The organism is Runella sp. CRIBMP, from assembly GCF_009905605.1.
Lineage (GTDB): Bacteria > Bacteroidota > Bacteroidia > Cytophagales > Spirosomataceae > Runella.
Map to the genome: position 1 here is coordinate 912,969 of NZ_JAAAKZ010000002.1, position 13,792 is coordinate 926,760.

A 13,792-nucleotide genomic window follows, 5' to 3' on the forward strand; every position below is an offset into this window, starting at 1 on the left:
TTAACCAGAACCAAGCGACAAAGTAACGAATTTTTGCGCAAATAGCCTTCATTTTATCACTCAGGAATATACCCCCTATCCATCAAATCACGGAGTGGATTAGTTAACAAATAGGTCGTGCCATTTTGCAAAAAATAGGTTTGATCGGCAATGTCCAAAACGTCTCGGTATAGGTGATCGGTGATAAGAATTCCTTTTTGAGCCTTTTGGGACCTAATCAGCCATTTCAACTCCTCCACATAAATGGGTGCAAGGTGCGAAAAAGGCTCATCCAACAAAACATATTGAACGGGGGAGAAAAGAATCAATAACGTTTCCCAAAACCGCCTCTCCCCGCCTGACAGCTCACCAAAACGCTTATTTTTAACCATTTGCCATCTTTCACCGAAGGAATCATCGACCACAGAATCATACCATTTAAACGCTTCCTGTACACGCAGCGAGGGCGGCGTGAGGGGATGTTGGGGCAAATACCGCACAAGGTCATTCTCCCGATAAGGAAATTCAACAAAACGCCCGTCCCAGCGCACCGACTTAAATACTGGCTTCAAGGTCCCGAAAATGATTTGAAGCAAACTTGATTTTCCACAACCATTTCTCCCTAAAATAGCCGTAACTTCGCCCAAAGGCATTTTCAGGTAAATGCTTTGCAGAATTTTTCGCTCACCATAAGCAAGTTCAATGCTATCAGCCTCCAAACATTTAAAAAATTTCATACCTGAATTAACCAATTGATGAGTGCCAATCCCCCGAAAAACAACAACATATCAAGACCAAAAGCGCCCACAAAAAGTCGTGGAATGGAATGCCCCATGTTTTGGTAAAAAAGATATTTTTGACGCGAAAAAGTATGCATAAAATACCAAATAACGCCAAATGAGGCGAATTTAAGCCAGAAAAGCGGCCCAAATAGCAGCCACAAGTCGTCGCCCAAAGGCACTTGAGCCACCAGCCATCCTCCCCACGAAACGGCATTCGTAAAAAACCAAAACTGACGATAAAAAAGCCAAACAACGGAAAGCATAAAATTGAATTTTCGGCAAGCTAACAAGCAGTCTGACACGTTGTGAGCACGTTAAGAAACTTTAAGAATTTTGGTTCCTAAAATTCGTGTAAACATATTCCCTTTCGTAAACCGATACCGCCATTTAACATAAACACCTCCGCCTCGGCCATCAAAACCGTACTTTTGTTTGTTATTTAACCAACCAAATCAAGTTACCAAGTCGTATTATAAGCAGAAGCAAAAACCACAGGTTCTCTCTGACTTTACCCCTTTAATCTCAAAATCACTTAATTACCCAATCGTTTATGTGGCAGTTCATTAAATATGTTTTCGCAACCATCGTCGGTTTATTTCTTTTCTCGTTACTGGGCTTCTTTTTGTTTATCGGTTTAGCAGCGGCGCTCGGCTCATCGGAAGAAAAAACCAACGTTGAGAAAAACTCCGTTCTTAAATTAAATTTAAACAATTCCATTCAGGAAGTTTCCGTTGACAACCCTTTTGCAGAGTTCACTGGCGGACAGGGAGATGTCATTGGCCTGCTTGATATAAAATCTGCCTTGGCCAATGCAAAACTCGACCCCAACATCAAGGGTGTTTACTTGGACGTTCAATACCCGATGGTGGGCTGGGCCTCGGCCGAAGAAATTCGCGATGCAATCATTGATTTCAAGAAATCCAAGAAATTTGTGTACGCCTACGGGGAGGTAATGACCGAGAAAGCCTATTACTTGGCATCTGTTGCCGACAAAATATACCTCAACCCCGCTGGAGGAATGGAATGGAACGGTCTCAGTGCCGAATATGATTTCTATAAAGGAACCCTTGACAAACTTGAGATAAAGCCGTTGGTGTTTCGGGTGGGTGAATATAAAAGTGCCGTGGAGCCTTTCTTCCGCGAAAATATGAGCGACGCCAGTAAGTTGCAGAATCAGGTTTTGATTAACACCATTTTTAATCATGCCGTTGAAAATATTGCAAAATCGCGAGGCATTTCTGCCGCCCAGCTCAAAAACTTGGCCGATTCTTTATCCATAGATGCCCCTCAAGATGCCCTCAAATATAAGCTCATCACCCACGTAGGTTATTATGACGAAGTAGAAAATTCCCTGAAAAACGAGCTAAAACTGAAAGAGGACGATAAAATCAAATTTGTTGGCCTTGGCAAATACATCAAAGCCGATAAGCTCATTAAAGACGGGCCATCTGACCGCAGAATTGCGGTCATTATAGGAGAAGGCGCCATCATGTCAGGCAAAAGCAACGACGGAAATATTGGCTCTGAAACCATCATGGAGGAACTTCGCAAAGCGCGCAAAGACAAAAAAGTAAAAGCGGTAGTCCTCAGAATCAACTCTCCAGGAGGCAGCGCCTTGGCTTCTGATGTTATGTGGCGCGAAGTGCAGCTGACCCGCAAGGAAAAACCCGTGATTGCTTCCATGTCGGACGTAGCAGCCTCTGGTGGCTATTACATGGCGATGGGCTGCGATAAAATTGTAGCTCAACCCAACACGATTACTGGCTCTATCGGGGTGTTCAGCGTGCTGTTCAACTTTGAAGATACCTTCCGCAATAAATTGGGCATTACGTTCGACCGCGTCAACACCAACGCCCACGCCGATTGGCCTTCGGTAACCCGCGACATGACTCCTTTCGAGAACAATCGTCTGCAAAAGAGTACCGAAAACATTTACGCCACTTTTACGCGCAAAGCCGCCGAAGGGCGCAAAATGCCCCTTGCAAAACTTCAAGCTTTGGCTTCAGGTCGGGTTTGGTCGGGTAAAGAAGCAAAAGAAAATGGGTTAATTGACGAATTTGGTGGGTTGGATAAAGCCATTCAGGTAGCCGCCAAAGCCGCTAAATTGAAAGAAGGCGATTACCGTATCAAATACCCTGCGGAGAAAAATATGGTAGAACAGTTCATCAATAAACTTACAGGTAACGCCGAAGAGCAATTGATGCAACAAAAATTAGGTGATTTTGCTCCTTACCTCAAAGTCTTAAAGAAACTGCAACAAATGCAAGGAACGCAAGCCCGCCTACCGTATGATATAGTGATCAAATAATCACGCACAACTATCACAAAAATCCCCCGATTCAGTTAGTTGGGGGATTTTTTTGTGGCCCAAAATAAAAAAAGTCCCGCGTGAACGGGACTTTGTGGAGCGAAAGACGGGGTTCGAACCCGCGACCTCGACCTTGGCAAGGTCGCGCTCTACCAGCTGAGCTACTTTCGCGTATGTTTTACCGTGATTTGGTGGTGCAAAAGTAGTCTTTTGGTGTATATGATGCAAGTTTTTATTCAAAAAAAATGGGCTTTTTTTTTAAATAAAAAGCCCATTTTAACCTGTATACATGATTATCAGAATGTTAGGACCATTATAGAAAACAGAGAATTCCAAAAAAAATATTGAGGCATACGCTCGCCAATAGGTTTAACCTCATAGTATTTCTAAAATTGGCATTATGTTCGTCATCCCACGTCTTCCAAGTCCACCATCCAAAAAAGGCCAACAACGGAAAGAGCAAAATGACCAAAAGCAATAACGGTAACGTAAACCCAAAATAACCCAAATACCCTCCCCCCGACAGCAGAAGCCAAAAACAAGCATTGAGAAATGTTCCCTTAATTCCCAGCAGTCGGCTCATGGTCATATCGCCGCGTTTGGCATCTTCTTCGTGTTGGTACACTTGCGTAAGCGGATAAATAGCCAACAAATTGGATGTACAAACCAATGCGGGTAGTAATTGCGGAATAAGTGACGCAAAGGTTTGTAGGTTATTGATGGATTGAAACACGGCCAAGTACGTAAGCGCACCCTGAAAAATGGTGACTATAACCCAACTTAAAATCGGGTACTTCTTCAACCGAACCAACGGGTGACTGTATGCCTTTGAAATTAAACCATAAATCAGCAAATACCCCGTAAATAGTTCTCCTACAAACAACCATCCCAGTACCAACGCCAGAATATCACACACCCACGCGACGTAATACAACTCTTTAGTGACGGGCGGAGGCGTTTCAAGCAAACCAATACTCCCTTCATCTTTATCGTAATAGCTATTGTAGGCGTTGCTTGCTGGAAAGAGCAAAAAATGCAGGATAAAAAATACCCACCAACCTTTAGCGGTATCGGGATGCGGCGACTGACTGAGCGCAAACAAAAAAATGGGTAGTAAGAAAAAAGAAAACGGAATTCGAAGATGAAGGAGAATGTTTTTCATGCAAAGTTGTGAAAATAGAAGCTAAAAGTACTCATTCTTGCACAAAATCACACTTGGTTGGGTTACGAATCTTAAACCCAAAGGGTCTTTTATTGAAGCGATAGACAACACTTATTCCCGAAATGATGTACCTATCCGTTTTTGCAGGGTTACCCGCAAAACTGATTCCGTCCAAATAGTCAGAAAAAGTAATGCGGAAACCTGCCTCAGCGGCGAGGGTCCATTGCGGATGGAATCGGTACTTAACCCCTAGCCCGAAAGGAACAACCCCGTGAATTGACTTATACACCGCGCTACGGTCAATGGCAGCTCCTTGCACAAATTGGGGCTTTTCAACAATCATATTTTCTAAATCAGCCTTGGGTTTTGTTCGCACAAATCCAAGGCCTGCAAAGAGAAAGGGAGAAAATGACGGTGAAAACCTGTATCTCAATCGCGGTTGGGTTAGCGGCCAAGGGTGCCACTCAAATTGGGCAGAAACCTCCGTCAATGGCGTGGTCGTTGTAAAATTACGAAAGGCACGGTCGGGATAATGACTGTCTTTGCCCGAAAGCCTACCGTTGCTCAAACCAGCTTTAAGTGCGATATAATCAGAAAAATTATAGCGGCCTATCACCCCAAACGAAGGCTTTGGCTCTTTGGAAAAAATATCTGACTTGTTTAAATCCCCCAAATACCCTGAGCTACCTCCAAATACCCCAACTTCAAATCGGTCTTGTGCGTTAACAATGAACGAGTTGATAAAAAGCAGCAATAAAAAACGGACGTATAAATAGCGCATTTACAAATGCCAGTTACTGTATTTTAGCCGTACAAAAAAAGCCGAACAAGAAGTTAATCTCCTGCTCGGCTTAGAAAACGATTTATCAATTTTGGTTATTGTCGAAATGCTTCCACTTCCACCCGGCGATTTATTTTGCGGCCTGCCTCGTTGGTATTCTCAGCCGCAGGTAAGCTTTCACCCAAGCCTTGAATCACAATCCGTGGAGCACTTACTCCTTTCAGCAATAAATACTCCAAACAAGCCTTCGCTCTCGCTTCTGACAGCTTTTCGTTATAAGCTTTGGAGCCTCTACTGTCGGCGTGTCCCGACAAACGCAGCATGTACGATGGATTCTTAGCAAGTACATCCACCAAACCATCAAGAATTGATTTGTATTTGTCTTGTATCACCGCGCTGTTGGTCGAAAAGAGAATCGACTCCACTTTGAAGTCAACCACTAGTTTTGCAGGGTCAATAGCTACTTTTTGTTTTTTAGCCAATTCAGCTTCTAAGCGGGCTTTTTTCTCAGCCGCTTTGATAACAACCTGCAACGCTTTGGCATCAACGCAACCTTCAAACTCAGGCTTACCAGCTACCTCTGGGCAACGATCTTTGGAATCTTCGACACCGTCGCCATCCGTATCTGGGCAACCGTTGAATTGAGCTACTCCAGCCACCGTCGGACAGGCATCATCTTTGTCGGCCACGCCGTCGTTGTCTGCATCGGGGCAGCCTTTCAAATCTGCTTTACCAGCAACATTTGGACAGGTATCATCTTTGTCAGGAATACCATCTCCATCCGTATCAGGACAACCACCAAATTGGGCCAAACCAGCGGCGTCGGGGCAGGTATCGTCTTTGTCGGTAATACCATCTTTATCACGGTCAGGACAACCTTTTAGATTGGCCAAACCAGCCACATCTGGACAAGCGTCGTCTTTGTCGGCAATACCATCTTTATCTTTGTCAGGGCAGCCTTGCAATGACGCAATACCCGCTTCGGTAGGACAGCTATCGTCTTTATCACGGATTCCATCACCATCGGTATCAGGGCACCCTTTCATGGATTGCAAACCTGCTACGTCTGGACAATCATCGTCTTTATCGGCAACGCCGTCGTTGTCTTTATCTGGGCATCCTTTCATTCTAACCGAACCAGGCTCATTAGGGCACGCATCTTTTTCATCAGGAATACCGTCACGGTCTTTATCTTGATGATCAAAGCGGTATGTTATGGCAAGCGTTGAAAGCTTATAACGGTCGTCACGATTGGGATTAGCGCCTTGGCTTATCCCATCCAAATAATCAGAAAAAGCTAACCGGAAACCAGCTTCGGCACTCACTACCCACTTTTCAGACAAATCGTATCGAACCCCAATTCCAAAAGGAATGACAAAGTTGGATTTAGAATAATCGGCGGCCTGATCGGCAATTGCTCCCTGACGAAAATTAGCGGGAGTGGATGCTGTACCCGTAAAATCAGGTTTAGGATTGGTGAATCCAACCCCTGCTCCCGTAAATAAATAAGGAGATAACTTGCGTTTAAAGCGCACTTGAAAGGCTGTAGAATCGTATTTAAAACGGTTTTTACCCAAGAAATCATATTCCACAATCGCCGACAAATCGGTAAGCGATGAGCGCGTTTTGAAGCCTCTGACTTTCCGGTCTTCGAAATTGGCATCGTTGCCAGATAAAGTACCAAACGTCAAAGCGCCCCGCAATGCCCAGTTGCGACTGATATGATAGCGGCCCAAAAAGCCACCGCTCATTTTAGGCTCCTGTGAAAAAAAATCAGATTTATTGAGGTCGCCCAGATACCCAGACCAGCCCACTCCAGCGCCTAGTTCCCACCGTTTGTAAACCTGTTGACTATAAGCTGGGCCGACAACCACTAACATGGCCATAAGCGCAAATCGTACAGTTAGCTTCATAGAAATTCGTCAAATTAAATTGAAAAGGTAGCTTAATGGCTTTTTTAATGGGTAAAATCAAGGCTTAAAGCTAATAGAACACGGCTGAATTACCAAACGTCCACTGGATAAATCATCCGCGTTTTCCTTGCAGCCATCGCAACAACAATCTAACACCGTATGCAGTAGCCGATTTCATGGTGCCAAATTCAGAGTCCGCAAAAGCTGTTCCTGCAATATCCAGATGTGCCCAGCGCGGATGCTCTTCTGTGAATACTTCTAAAAATTTTGCCGCAACAATCGCTCCCGCAAAAGGCTTCCCATGAAAGTTTTTGACATCGGCTACATCAGAAGTCAACTCTTCTTTATAATCGTCCCAGAGCGGCAAACGCCATAGCTTTTCGCCCGTTTGTTGCCCCGAATCGTACAAATCTTTGGCAAGCTGCTCGTTGTTGGTAAACAATCCCGCCGCCGAATAACCTAAGGTGGCAATACAACTCCCCGTCAACGTTGCCAAATCAATCATGGCATCTGGCTTTGCGATTCGCACAAGATAACTGAGCGCATCGGCCAAAATAACCCGTCCTTCGGCATCGGTATCAATAATTTCAATGGTTTTGCCCGAATAACTTCCCACCACATCACCAGGCTTTGTGGCCAATCCGTCGATGCTGTTTTCGGTGGCGGGAATTGCTCCTATCAAATGAACGGGGAGTTTTAGTTTAGCAGCGGCTTCAATCGTACCCAATACCGCCGCCGCCCCGCCCATGTCGGATTTCATGTAGTGCATATTGGTCGATTGCTTCAGCGATATTCCTCCCGTATCGAAAGTAACACCTTTGCCAACCAGACCTATTTTTTCAGTTACCTGCGGGTGTTTGTATTCCAATAATATAAATCTGGGCGGATTTTTACTGCCCAGACTCACGGCTAAAAGTGCTTGAAATCCTTCTTCTTCACACTGCTTTTCATCCCAAACGGTGACAGAATAACCGTATCTCTGACCAGACTCAACGGCCCACTCGGCCAAACTTTGGGGTGATTTTTTATTGGAAGGCGCATTCATCAGATCCATGATTCGGATTTGAGTCTGTGCAATTGCTTCACCTCGCTGCGCTTGTTGGGTAGCCGATTCGATGGCATCTTCGGCAACAATGATTTGCAATTTAGCGGCTTTATCAAAGATTGTCAGCCCCTCTTTCTTTTTCGTTTTGTACAAATCCAAATCATAATCACCTAAAATACAGCCATTTGCAATCACCTCTACCCACTCATTCTCAATTCCGCCAGTTTGGAGTTCAATCGCAATGACGTTGGGCAGGTTCCTTTTTTGTTTATAAATAAACGAACGAAGCGCTTTAATAAAATCGGTCTCTTTCGGTGTTTTACCTAACCCTACTAAATATACTTTTCGACCATTTTCGTAAATCGTTACCACTTGTTTGGCTTCCGCTTTAAAATCTTCTTTCAGGAAAATAGCGTTCGAAAAGATGTTTAATCGGTCGCCTAAATCATCACTTTGACGAAATAAATAAATAATCGCTTCGGTTTCGGGATGAAGCATACCAACAATTTGAATTTCCATAAACAATATTGAATCAATTATTCATATCTCTAGCTGTAACGGTCATTTCTCCAAGGATAGGCCGTATTTGAGTATCCGCGTTCTTCCCAAAAACCGCGTTTATTTTTATCCAAGAACTCGATTCTTTTAATCCATTTTGAACCTTTCCACGCATATAGCTGCGGTGTAATCATCCGAACGGGGCCACCGTGCTCTTTGGGCAAAGGCTCCCCATACACCGTATGCGCCAATAATACATCAGGTTTGAGGGCTTCTTCTAGCGACACGTTGGTGGTATACGTATCATATCCATAACACATCAGGTGGGTAGCGGTTTCTTTGGGCTGCACCAGCGCCGCCAAATCTAATAAACGAACCCCCACCCACGACATATCGAGTTTTGACCAAGTGGTTACACAATGAAAATCAGAGGTATCTTCGGTTTGGGGCAACGCCATGAAATCTTCCCATTTTAAAACAACAGGATTTTCAACTTCACCGTCAATGTACAATCGCCAGCGGTCGAGGGTTACGTTGGGTTGGTACCCCAAATCTAGCACGGGCCATTTGGTAGTCAGAGTTTGCCCAACCGGAATTTGCGGCATACCATGGCGATTGATTTCACCATGCCCCTGTGGACGTTCATCCGCCATCGACGGCGTGTTTTTCATTTTATCCTCAAAACGAGCCTTTAGCTTCATCCGAGCCTCAATGATTTTATCGAGTTTACTGCTTTCTTCCATGTTTTTACATCATTTGTTAGTAGAAAACGCCGAAACAGAATCCATTCTCCGAAAGGTTTCTTTTCATTTACTTAACGACTCAAACAAATAAAAGTTCGTAAAATACTAGGCCGTTGAAGAAATACGGCTGGAATTCAACACACCGAAGTCCCAAGGTTGAAGGAGGTCGTAATGGAGGTGCCCCTGATCAATGAGCAACGGACTTGGAATATTGTTATGGTATAACTGCCCCGTTCCCAGTCCTTGGGGGAGAGCATTATCAAACTCTGCCGTAAATTGAGAGATGGCATTCAATCCGATGTTTGATTCGAGCGCAGAGGTAATCCACCACCCAATATCCAGCCGTTGGGCGGTTTCTATCCATTCACGAGTCTGCTCAAATCCTCCGAGGAGCGTTGGCTTTAGAACAATATATTTGGGTTTTAGCTGTTTCAATAAGCGCCTTTTTTCGGCGTAATCGAAGGTTCCGATAAGCTCTTCATCCAAGGCAATCGGCACGGGCGACTTTTCGCATAGTTCGGCCATCAACTCCCTTTGTTTTGGCTTAATGGGCTGTTCTATCGAATGAAGGTCATATTCAGCCAACTTATTCAGCTTGTCATACACCGTAGACGCCGTAAACGCGCCATTGGCATCCACCCGAAGTGTAATTTCTTGAGCAGAAAAATGGCGACGGATGTACGCCAAGATTTCGCATTCCTCTTCAAAGTCAATCGCACCGATTTTCAGTTTGATGGTGGTGAATCCATCGGAAATTTTCTCTTCTACTTGCCGAAGCATGGCCTCATGGCTACCCATCCATACAAGGCCATTGATTGGAATTCGTTTTTGTTGCTTGACAAAAGCATTATCAAACAGCACTCTTTTACCCCCATTGAGGTAATCCAGCATGGCTGACTCAAACCCAAAACGAAGCGAAGGCCACTGACTGCCAATTAGTTGTTCGAGAATAATGGGGATATTCCAGCTGTAAATCTCAAGATCTAATTTATTAAATTCTTGACAAATACTTTGGAGCATATCCTCAAAATCAGGTCGATCGTCAATGCTGAGGCCACTCAACGGCCCGCACTCCCCGATACCAATAACGGTAGGAATGTCGTCATCATATATTTTGATTAACCAGGACGTTTTTTCTGTCAAGATACCCCTGGAAGTACCGGCGGCAAACCGAAAATTCAGTTTATAAGGCTGATAGTGAACTTGTAAGGGCATTCGAAAGACAATGTTTGGGGTAAGCAGGTTCACAAAATAGAGAAAAATCCCTTACTTTGCCAAAGTCATTTTAAGAAAATGTTAAGAAAGTTATCAAACGTATTGCGATGGATACTTTGGCCGCTGAGCGTCCTGTATGGCATCGTCACCTATATCCGTAATTATTTGTATAACAATGATTTAAAAAAAATATACCAATCAGAATTATATACCATTAATATTGGAAATTTGACAGTCGGCGGTACGGGTAAAACGCCTCATATTGAGTACTTACAGCGACTTTTGAGTGCTGATTGGGAAATAGCCATTTTGAGCAGAGGCTACGGAAGAAAAACGAAGGGTTACCGAGAAGTGACAGACCAATCTACCGCAATTGAAGTTGGCGATGAGCCGTTACAATTTTACCACAAATTCGGTCATCAAACACCCGTGTTCGTTTGTGAAAAACGGGTTGAAGGTATTCAGCGAATTGAAAAAGAAAAACCAAATACCCAAATCATTTTGCTGGATGATGCCTTTCAGCACCGCGCCATTCGCCCCCACCTTAACCTCTTATTGACCGACTACCGACGGCTTTTTTACCAAGATTATGTACTTCCGATGGGCCTATTGCGGGAATTCAGGCGGGGGGCCAAGCGCGCCAACGCCGTTATCGTCACTAAATGCCCACAGCACCTAACGGACACGGATAAAAATGAAATAGTACGTCAAATTCAGAAATTTACCTTGCCATCAACCCCAATATTTTTTTCGTCCTTTAGGTACGAAACTCCCGTTCCTTACTTCAATCATTTGCCATTATTAATTGATAACCAATCAATAAGCCTAATTTCTGGAATTGCGCAACCAGCATTATTTGAAGAAGCAGCCTCTGCTATTTATAAAATAATAGTGCATACTACTCTTGGCGACCACCACAATTACATCGAAGAAGACGTCAGGACGTTTGCCAAAATGGCGCAGAAATCGCCTATATTAACCACTGAGAAAGATTGGGTGAAGCTTTTTCCCTTACTTGAAAAAATGGGATTACAAGAAGCACGGTTTTATTACTGGCCCATCAGGGTTGGCTTTGATTCACCCACATTTGACCAATATATTATCAACGAAGCAGCGAAACAGTGCCGCGTTTAATAAACGTTCGTCCAATTTTATCAGTGACCTTGATACGGTATAAATAGGCGCCCGCGGGGGCTGGGCTTCCATTAATCATCCCGTTCCAAAAACGTACATTCACACTGTTTCGGAATACAACAGAACCCCAACGATCATAAATCATCACTTGCGGCTCTCCTTCAATTTCACCTTTTACTTCAAAAAAATCATTGGCTCCATCTCCATTCGGAGTAAAAGCATCTGGAACAAAAAGACTGCCGAACGGATTACAAAGTGAGGCTGGCGCGTCAGTACACAGCCTATTGGAAAGGATGGTTGCGTCTTTGGTGTTAATTTGGAGACGATAGCAGGTTTTGATCCCGCAATTACCTTCATTATCGGGCTTAAACCATTGCGAAAACGTCGGATTCCACCAATTTTCATCATTACGCGTTACCGTCATCCCTTTTATGTCCGAAGGATATAAATAGGGCACAATGCTAACCACATTTGCATCCGCTTCTTTGGTTAACTTGATAAAACTGCTGCACAATACGTTTGACTCTAACGACGCCACACAGCTATCCCGGGCCTTAAGTTTGTAGCAAAATATCTTATTTGTGTCGACCAGTACTTTTACTTTTTCCTCTACATTCTTCACCACCGTTCCGAGTGTTCTGAAACCACCTCCCCCTTCTTGTCGAAAGATTTCTAGCTCAAGTTGGTTAGGATTGGTTACTGTTAACTCTCCAGTCGTAGCATCCAGCATTTCAAGTTTTGAGAGAATAGCGGGCTTTGCTTCCGAATCTAGTGAAAGGGTTTGGCTGCTTTTTCCACCGCAGTTACTGATGCGGTGCCGACCGTAAACTGTGATGATCTTAGATGTTTTGTCTGTATATTTGTGGGTAGCTAGCAGATTTAATTTGTTGAGAATAGTAAATTGACCATCGCCCCAATCAACATCATAGGCTTCATATTCAGTCACAGCGTGATTGGTAATCGTTAGATTAGCCTTTCCGTTAGAACATATCAAAACCCTAAAGGTGGGCGGTGTAGGATTCTGCACAGTCACTACTCGACACGCCCTTTGGCGCACTCCCGTAGCCGTTTCCGATAGCTTCATTACATAATATAAGCCTGGCTTTGTATAAGGAAAAATCGAGTCGGTAGTGGTTTTATATGTATCAGGATTCCCACCTTTATAATCAAATATGTAGCTATTTTTGTAAGAGATAATTTGTTTATTGGAGATTCGTACTTGCAAAGGCGCACAACCTACCTCATTGAGGATATTAAACTCCCCCGTTGCCCATCCTCCAGGAATAATATTGCACTGGTTATCTACTATTTGTTGCCCAAAGGCCAACGAAGTAGTAAGCCCAATGGTAAGAAACAGCAAATACCGCTTTTTGGATTGAATAAGCGGGAGTCTGCAAAAAGTAAAGGTTATTATTAGATATAATTTTCCCAAAAATTGCATTTTTTGAGCCTTTTGATATTCATAACAAAATAGCGGGACAAAAATTGTGCCCGCTATTTAAAATTACGATTAAAGGGTTGAATTAATTATGAATCATAACTTAATCCGTACTGCTTCAACACATCTTCAGGCACGCCATCCCATGCATTGGGGCGGTTGCCTACGTAGCCTAAGTACTTGAATCCTACCTCTGTAGTAAAGTAGCCCGTAGCCGTCAGATTGCGCATCAGGTTAAAAAATGCTACCCCTTGACTCATCTCGGGCTTTGCTTGTCCGGGATATGCAATTTGGTCAAGCATTTGGATTTGTTGCGCTTTAGGGCAGGCTACAAACTTTTTGCCAAATTGTTTTACACAGGCAGTATCCAACCATAGCAAACCTCCACGCATTGGCGTTTGGTGCTGGGGCATATCTTTTACGATAAATTCAATAAACTCCGCCACTTTCGCTTCCGTTGCGCCACCAAATTGACCATCTGCAGGGATGATATAATCGGCCAGCACACGAATCGTCTGTAGTTCATGCAGCGTAAAAAACTTCTCGGCGGCAATTTTGGCATCCCGGGCCAATTCTGCCGCACTTTTTCCATTCTTAAAATCTGACAAAGAAGGTGGTACGGCCTTCTTGGGAACATCAGCGTGGGCTTCTGTACCCGCAATCGTAGCGGTCAGGGTTCCCAACGACAGGGCTTTTAATGTATCTCTGCGTTTCATCTTTTTGAGTGGTTGGCAGTGGGTGATTAAAGAAAAATAAATATTGATAATCAACTATTTATGAATCTCCAATCACAA

Annotated in this window: 12 protein-coding genes and 1 tRNA gene; 2 read left to right on the forward strand and 11 right to left on the reverse strand. The window is 43.8% G+C overall.

Features of this window, described 5'->3' with window-relative positions; translation table 11 throughout:
- Positions 1 to 56: 56 nt before the first annotated feature.
- A complete protein-coding gene (locus tag GVN20_RS08945; protein WP_166557975.1) occupies positions 57 to 716 on the reverse strand; it encodes an ABC transporter ATP-binding protein in 660 nt (219 codons plus the stop codon).
- The gene (locus GVN20_RS08950) at positions 713 to 1,024 is read right to left on the reverse strand and encodes a hypothetical protein (RefSeq protein WP_166557976.1); all 312 of its coding nucleotides are present in this window, start codon (positions 1,022 to 1,024) and stop codon (positions 713 to 715) included. The genes GVN20_RS08945 and GVN20_RS08950 overlap by 4 nt, the downstream gene beginning before the upstream one ends.
- A 287-nt stretch (positions 1,025 to 1,311) precedes the next feature.
- On the opposite strand from GVN20_RS08950, the gene sppA reads away from it, so the two are divergent.
- On the forward strand, positions 1,312 to 3,069 hold the full coding sequence (sppA, locus tag GVN20_RS08955; RefSeq protein WP_166557977.1) for a signal peptide peptidase SppA: 1,758 nt from the start codon (positions 1,312 to 1,314) through the stop codon (positions 3,067 to 3,069).
- 95 nt (positions 3,070 to 3,164) lie between these two features.
- On the opposite strand, the gene GVN20_RS08960 is transcribed toward sppA, so the two are convergent.
- The 7 genes from GVN20_RS08960 to GVN20_RS08990 all read right to left on the reverse strand — a co-directional run bounded on the left by GVN20_RS08960 (position 3,165) and on the right by GVN20_RS08990 (position 10,426).
- Positions 3,165 to 3,240, reverse strand: a tRNA-Gly gene (locus GVN20_RS08960).
- 142 nt (positions 3,241 to 3,382) lie between these two features.
- Positions 3,383 to 4,231 carry a UbiA family prenyltransferase gene (locus GVN20_RS08965; protein WP_166557978.1) on the reverse strand — a complete coding sequence of 283 codons (849 nt, stop codon included), beginning with the start codon at positions 4,229 to 4,231 and terminating at the stop codon, positions 3,383 to 3,385.
- A 31-nt stretch (positions 4,232 to 4,262) separates the two neighbouring features.
- Complete coding sequence (locus GVN20_RS08970; protein ID WP_166557979.1) at positions 4,263 to 5,012, reverse strand: DUF6089 family protein; 750 nt, start codon at positions 5,010 to 5,012, stop codon at positions 4,263 to 4,265.
- Positions 5,013 to 5,107: 95 nt separating this feature from the next.
- The gene (locus tag GVN20_RS08975) at positions 5,108 to 6,925 is read right to left on the reverse strand and encodes a DUF6089 family protein (protein ID WP_166557980.1); all 1,818 of its coding nucleotides are present in this window, start codon (positions 6,923 to 6,925) and stop codon (positions 5,108 to 5,110) included.
- Between the two features lie 112 nt (positions 6,926 to 7,037).
- Positions 7,038 to 8,489, reverse strand: a complete 1,452-nt coding sequence (locus tag GVN20_RS08980; RefSeq protein WP_166557981.1) for a leucyl aminopeptidase — start codon at positions 8,487 to 8,489, stop codon at positions 7,038 to 7,040.
- Positions 8,490 to 8,518: 29 nt separating this feature from the next.
- The gene (locus tag GVN20_RS08985; RefSeq protein ID WP_166557982.1) at positions 8,519 to 9,211 is read right to left on the reverse strand and encodes a sulfite oxidase-like oxidoreductase; all 693 of its coding nucleotides are present in this window, start codon (positions 9,209 to 9,211) and stop codon (positions 8,519 to 8,521) included.
- A gap of 105 nt (positions 9,212 to 9,316) precedes the next feature.
- Complete coding sequence (locus tag GVN20_RS08990; RefSeq protein ID WP_166557983.1) at positions 9,317 to 10,426, reverse strand: o-succinylbenzoate synthase; 1,110 nt, start codon at positions 10,424 to 10,426, stop codon at positions 9,317 to 9,319.
- A 78-nt stretch (positions 10,427 to 10,504) separates the two neighbouring features.
- Between GVN20_RS08990 and lpxK the strand changes: the two genes are divergently transcribed.
- Positions 10,505 to 11,560, forward strand: coding sequence for a tetraacyldisaccharide 4'-kinase (gene lpxK, locus GVN20_RS08995; RefSeq protein ID WP_166557984.1), 1,056 nt, complete (start codon positions 10,505 to 10,507; stop codon positions 11,558 to 11,560).
- Here lpxK and GVN20_RS09000 read toward each other — a convergent pair.
- Both GVN20_RS09000 and GVN20_RS09005 read right to left on the reverse strand, forming a co-directional pair.
- On the reverse strand, positions 11,529 to 12,920 hold the full coding sequence (locus tag GVN20_RS09000; protein ID WP_166557985.1) for a gliding motility-associated C-terminal domain-containing protein: 1,392 nt from the start codon (positions 12,918 to 12,920) through the stop codon (positions 11,529 to 11,531). The two genes, lpxK and GVN20_RS09000, sit on opposite strands and share 32 nt — an antisense overlap.
- A 167-nt stretch (positions 12,921 to 13,087) precedes the next feature.
- On the reverse strand, positions 13,088 to 13,714 hold the full coding sequence (locus GVN20_RS09005; protein ID WP_166557986.1) for a gluconate 2-dehydrogenase subunit 3 family protein: 627 nt from the start codon (positions 13,712 to 13,714) through the stop codon (positions 13,088 to 13,090).
- Positions 13,715 to 13,792 lie beyond the last annotated feature (78 nt).

What these genes read in the sequence shown, in the direction of transcription:
- GVN20_RS08945 (WP_166557975.1), bottom strand. Translation starts at nt 716, where the DNA reads ATGAAATTTTTTAAATGTTTGGAGGCTGATAGCATTGAACTTGCTTAT.
- GVN20_RS08950 (WP_166557976.1), bottom strand. Translation starts at nt 1,024, where the DNA reads ATGCTTTCCGTTGTTTGGCTTTTTTATCGTCAGTTTTGGTTTTTTACG.
- sppA (WP_166557977.1), top strand. Translation starts at nt 1,312, where the DNA reads ATGTGGCAGTTCATTAAATATGTTTTCGCAACCATCGTCGGTTTATTT.
- GVN20_RS08965 (WP_166557978.1), bottom strand. Translation starts at nt 4,231, where the DNA reads ATGAAAAACATTCTCCTTCATCTTCGAATTCCGTTTTCTTTTTTCTTA.
- GVN20_RS08970 (WP_166557979.1), bottom strand. Translation starts at nt 5,012, where the DNA reads ATGCGCTATTTATACGTCCGTTTTTTATTGCTGCTTTTTATCAACTCG.
- GVN20_RS08975 (WP_166557980.1), bottom strand. Translation starts at nt 6,925, where the DNA reads ATGAAGCTAACTGTACGATTTGCGCTTATGGCCATGTTAGTGGTTGTC.
- GVN20_RS08980 (WP_166557981.1), bottom strand. Translation starts at nt 8,489, where the DNA reads ATGGAAATTCAAATTGTTGGTATGCTTCATCCCGAAACCGAAGCGATT.
- GVN20_RS08985 (WP_166557982.1), bottom strand. Translation starts at nt 9,211, where the DNA reads ATGGAAGAAAGCAGTAAACTCGATAAAATCATTGAGGCTCGGATGAAG.
- GVN20_RS08990 (WP_166557983.1), bottom strand. Translation starts at nt 10,426, where the DNA reads ATGCCCTTACAAGTTCACTATCAGCCTTATAAACTGAATTTTCGGTTT.
- lpxK (WP_166557984.1), top strand. Translation starts at nt 10,505, where the DNA reads ATGTTAAGAAAGTTATCAAACGTATTGCGATGGATACTTTGGCCGCTG.
- GVN20_RS09005 (WP_166557986.1), bottom strand. Translation starts at nt 13,714, where the DNA reads ATGAAACGCAGAGATACATTAAAAGCCCTGTCGTTGGGAACCCTGACC.